The 4,694-nt window shown below is 73.8% G+C and carries 3 protein-coding genes and 2 pseudogenes; 1 reads left to right on the top strand and 4 read right to left on the bottom strand.

Annotation, left to right across the window (positions count from 1 at the left end; translation table 11 throughout):
• Positions 1 to 145 precede the first annotated feature (145 nt).
• The 3 genes and pseudogenes from ABZ896_RS52035 to ABZ896_RS52025 form a co-directional block, all read right to left on the bottom strand.
• Positions 146 to 412 (bottom strand): annotated as a pseudogene (locus ABZ896_RS52035) (cytochrome P450); the annotation flags it as partial.
• Positions 413 to 671: 259 nt separating this feature from the next.
• Positions 672 to 1,064: pseudogene (locus ABZ896_RS52030) on the bottom strand (cytochrome P450); the annotation flags it as partial.
• Between the two features lie 10 nt (positions 1,065 to 1,074).
• Positions 1,075 to 2,439, bottom strand: coding sequence for an amidohydrolase (locus tag ABZ896_RS52025; protein ID WP_360946336.1), 1,365 nt, complete (start codon positions 2,437 to 2,439; stop codon positions 1,075 to 1,077).
• 98 nt (positions 2,440 to 2,537) lie between these two features.
• On the opposite strand from ABZ896_RS52025, the gene ABZ896_RS52020 reads away from it, so the two are divergent.
• Positions 2,538 to 3,491, top strand: a complete 954-nt coding sequence (locus ABZ896_RS52020; RefSeq protein ID WP_360946333.1) for an endonuclease/exonuclease/phosphatase family protein — start codon at positions 2,538 to 2,540, stop codon at positions 3,489 to 3,491.
• Here the strand turns inward: ABZ896_RS52020 and ABZ896_RS52015 are convergent.
• On the bottom strand, positions 3,488 to 4,694 hold a 1,207-nt coding region (locus tag ABZ896_RS52015), incomplete at its 5' end, for an FUSC family protein (protein ID WP_360946330.1). The two genes, ABZ896_RS52020 and ABZ896_RS52015, sit on opposite strands and share 4 nt — an antisense overlap.

The raw sequence follows: 4,694 nt of genomic DNA, 5'->3' as shown, positions 1-4,694 counted from the left end.
GTCAGGTGCGTGCTCTCGGCGTGCCGGGCGCGGACCCTCGTACTGGTAGTACGTGGGTCTGCGCGCGGTGCGGCGATGGGGGCACCCGCTCTGGGGGAGCGTGCATGGCGCCGCGCGGCAGGCGGGACTTCGCGGACACGGCCTGGGACATCAGCTCGTCCTCGCTGAGCCGGTCGCCCTCGTCGCGGACCGCGATGAGATCGGAGAGCAGGTCGTCGGCGGGTTCCCCGCGCTTGTCGGCGAGCAGTTCGGTGAAGAAGGCGAGCATCGCGCCGACGGCTGCCTTGGCGTCCTGCGGCCGGGCCGGGTCGGGGGCGACCAGGGTGTCGGTCCAGGTGCGGAAGTCCCGCCGGTGCGTCTGCGGTACGCCGAGCAGGTCGCAGATGACGGTGATGGGCAGCGGCGCGGCGTAAGGGCCTGTCCGGCGGATCATGCCGGCGTCGCGGGGCGTGGCACGCCCGTCTGCGGCGTTGTCGTCGGTTGCCGACTCCCCCACGCTCGAACAACCTCGCGCGGGGGCACCCCCATCGCGTCGCCGCCCTCCTCCGCCTTGCAACCAGACGCTCCCCCACGCTCGGCTTCGCTCGCGCGGGGGGACCCCCACCGCCCCGCTCACCTGCACCGGTCAGCACCGCCTCTTGCAGCCGGCCTGATCCGCCGGACAGGCCCTAGGCGGCGACGAGATCGGCCGTGCCGTGGGTGCCGAGACCGTCGAGGAGCCGGTCGGCGGTCTCCCTGATGGGCGCCCGGAGCCGCTCCACCCGGCGCGCCGTGAAGGCCCGTACGACCAGCCGCCGGATCCGCGTGTGGTCGGGCGCCTCCATGTTGAGGAGGTTGGCGTCGAGCGCGGGCGGCAACGCGAATCCCCGGTAATTCCCGGGCGCCGCATGCCTCTTGTCCACCGACAGCCGCGGGTCCACGAGCCCCGCCCGGACGTCCTCGTACCGGGTGACCACCCACGCGGGGTTCCCGTCGGTACCGGCGATCCGGTGCACGGGCGCGGTCTCCCGCAACCGCCGGTACACGTCGTGGGGATGCTCGATGAGGCCGTCGGCGGGATCCATGGGGATCACCCTACGTGTCGTAGTCCTGGATCCGCCTGCCGTGGCTGCGGTCGAGGAGCGTGGGCAGCCTTCGGCCCAACTCCCCTACGACAGAGGGGACATCGATGGTCAGGAGTGCGCGGTCCCGCATCAGCACGCGGCCGTCGACGATCGTCGTGCGGACGTCGGAGGCGCGGGCGCTGTGGACGAGGGTGGCGGGGAGGTCGTGGACGGGCTGGGTGTGGGGTCCGGTGAGGTCGACCAGGATGATGTCGGCGCGACGACCGGCGGCCAGGGTGCCGATCGTGTCGCCCAGGCCCACCGCCCGGGCGCTCTGTACACCGGCGTGGTGCAGGGCTTGACGGGCCGTCAGCCAGCGCGGGTCGCCCGTCGTCGACTTCTGGATCAGCGCGGTGAGCGCCATCGCCTCCCACACGTCGAGGGAGTTGTTGGAGGCGGCGCCGTCCGTGGCGAGTCCGACGGGCACGCCGATGTCGTACAGGGCACGGACGGGTGTGGTGGTGGGCCAGGCGAACTTGAGGTAGCCGCGCGGGGCGGTGGCCACGGACACCCGGCCGGTGGCCTGTTGGAGCAGCGGCAGGTCCTGGTCGAGGATGCCGGTGCCGTGTGCGATGAGGACGTCGGTGTCGAGGATGCCGGTGCGCCGGAGGATCTCGATCGGGGTGACGCCGTGCCGGGCGAGGCTCGCCTCCGCCTGGTCGCGGTTCTCGGAGGCGTGCAGGTGGACGGGGAGTTGATGGTCATGCGCGAGTCGGGCGGTCGCGGCGAGGTCGGTGTCGTCGACGGTGTAGGGGGCGTGCGGGGCGAGGGCCGTGGTGATGCGGCCGCCGGCCCCGCCCCGGTGACGTAGCGCGAACTCCAGGGATTTCTCCCGCCCTTGGGGCCCCTGCGAGGAGAAGTACGCCTCGCCCAGATGCGCCCGGATCCCGCACTCCTCGACCACGGCGGCGACCGCGTCCATCGCGAAGTAGTGGTCGGCGAAGCAGGTGACTCCCCCGCGGATCATCTCCGCGCAGGCCAGCCGCGCCCCCAACTCCACGTCTGTGGCGGTGAGGTTGGACTCGATCGGCCACACGACGTCGTTGAACCACTCCTCCGTCGGCAGGTCCTCCGCGACCCCGCGCAGCGCGACCATCGGGGCGTGGGTGTGGCAGTTGACCAGGCCGGGCATCGCGATCTGGCCGCGGGCGTCGATCCGTTCGAGCGCGGATAGTTCCTCGGCGGCCGCCGCGGTCGTCACGGACTCGACGAGGCCGTCCCGGACGACGAGGGCCGCGTCTTCCCGGAAACCGATCTCGGGGCCGGTGCCTTCCTGATCGTCGTGCACGAGGACGGTGCACCCGGTGATGACGAGGTCCGCGGGAGAAGGCGTCATGCCGCCAACGTACGGCGCACTCGTCCCCCGGTGTGAGCCGAACCGCGCATCGCGTCCTGTCCCTGTCGCGAGGTCGGCCGGGAGGGCACCCTGACGTCATGCTGCTCGGCACCTGGAACCTGGAGAACCTGTACCGTCCGGGCGGGCCGTACGGCCCCGGGGACAAGGCCTCGTACGAGGCGAAACTGGCCGCGCTCGCCGCCGTGATCACCGAGCTCGACCCGGCGCTGCTGGGCGTGCAGGAGGTGGGCGAGCCGGAGGCGCTCGGGGATCTGGCCGGTCTGCTGGGCGGGGGCTGGCACTTCTCGACCTCCTGGCACGCGGACGGCCGGGGCATCCGGGTGGGCTTCCTCGGCCGGGTGCCGTTCACGGTGCTGTCGGACCGCACCGGGTTCCCGCCGCGGCTGCGCCCGGTACAGGTGGCGGACGAGGGCACGGTGGTGTCGGAGTCGGGCCGCGGCTTCCTGACGATCGAGGCGGAGACCGAGGGCGGGCCGTTGCGGGTCGCGGTCGCCCACCTCAAGTCGAAGCTGCTGTCGTACCCGGACGGCCGTTTCCAGCCGCGCGACGAGGGCGAGCGGGCGCGCTACGGGGCGTACGCGCTCTACCGGCGGGCGGCGGAGGCGACGGCGCTGCGTGCGCTGGCCGACGAACTCCTGGACGGTGACGGCCGGTTGCGGGATGTGGTGGTGCTCGGCGACCTCAACGACGAGGTGCAGGCGGCGACCACGCAGATCCTGCTCGGCCCGCCCGGCTCGGAGATCGGTACGCCGGGCTACGAGGCGCCGGACAAGGGCGACGCGGCCCGGCTGTGGGACGTGGCCCCGCTCATCCCCGCCGCCGAGCGCTACTCCCGGATCAACTCCGGCCGCCGCGAACTGATCGACCACGTCCTGTGCAGCCACCGCCTGGTGCACCGGGTGACGGAAGCCGGGACGGGGTTGCCGGGCGAGGAGCCGCTGCGGCTGCCGTCGGTGGGGGCGGATCCGGGGGCGCGACGGGATGCGGCGGGGTCGGATCACGCGCCGGTGTGGGTGCGCGTGGAGTCCTAGACGGCGAGGGGGAGTTCGGGCAGCCGTATCTCCATGTGCGGGTCCTTGCGGGCGAGTTGGTCGAGCAGCTCGCCGAGACGGCGGGTGTGATCGGGGGTGAGCCGCCCCGAGTCGTCGAGGTGGACGGCGCATGCGGTGACGGTGTCCACGAGCCGTTCGAGGACGGCGACCACCTCGTCGGCCCCCTCCGAGTGCCGTGCGAGCCACGGGAGTTCGGCGGAGGCGAGGGCGGTGGCGGTACGGGCCTCGGCGAGCGCGCGGTAGGCCTCGCGGCGCAGGGTCCAGCGGGTGGGGCGGGGGTCTTCGTGGCGGGCGTGGGAGCGGCCGGCGTCGGCACCCCCACTCAAACCGACACCCGCACCCGCACCCGCACCGGCACCGGCACCGGCACCGGCAAGGCTTTCGTCGGCCTCCCCCAAGACATGCACGAGATACGCCTCCGCCGCCCCACTCGCCGCCCCCATCCGCGCCCGCACTCCCCCACCCCGCTGCCCCGGCATCGGCAGATGCCCCACGATCAGCACGATCGCGCAGGCGAGGAGCGTCTCCCCGATCCGGCTCGCGGAGGCCTGCGGTTCGCCGCCCACCATCACGAGCGAGAGGACGAGCACGGTCACGACGGCGGTCTGCGCGGCGAAGTGCCGGGTGGCGACGGGGATCAGCGCCCCGCTGACCGCGACGAGCGCGACAAGCCCCTCCGGCCGGGGCAGCCCCGCGGCGAACCCGGCGAAGACGAGCGCCCCGAGGACGGTCCCCGCCGCCCGGCACAGCACCCGGGACGCGAGCGGCCCGAGGTCGGGCTTGACGAGGAAGACGACGGTGGCGGGCAGCCAGTACCAGTGCTGGTGCTCGCCGTACCAGTGGGAGTGGTGCAGCGCCTGCGCGACGGCCGCGCCGGCCCCGAAGCAGAGGGCTACCCGCAGCCCGTACTCGCGCCCGCCGGCCCCGAGCACGGCGCGCAGCAGATCCCGTCCGGTACGCCGGCGCGTGTGCAGATCACCGCCGCCGCCGCGGTCGAAGGCCTCGGCCGCGTGCAGCAGCGCGTCGTCGAGCGCGCGCAGCGCGGGTGCGGACCGTACGGGCGCGGGCAGCGGCCCGGTGTGCGTGTTGTCGCGTACGGCCGTGGCGAGCCGCCGGGGCCCGGCGGATTGACGTCGTCGGCGACGTGGGCGACCTGCGCGCCGATCCCGGGCACAGGGGCGG

Source organism: Streptomyces sp. NPDC047072 (assembly GCF_040643855.1).
Lineage (GTDB): Bacteria > Actinomycetota > Actinomycetes > Streptomycetales > Streptomycetaceae > Streptomyces.
The sequence above is the reverse complement of the archived record's forward strand: the minus strand, read 5'-3'. Positions and strand labels throughout refer to the sequence as shown.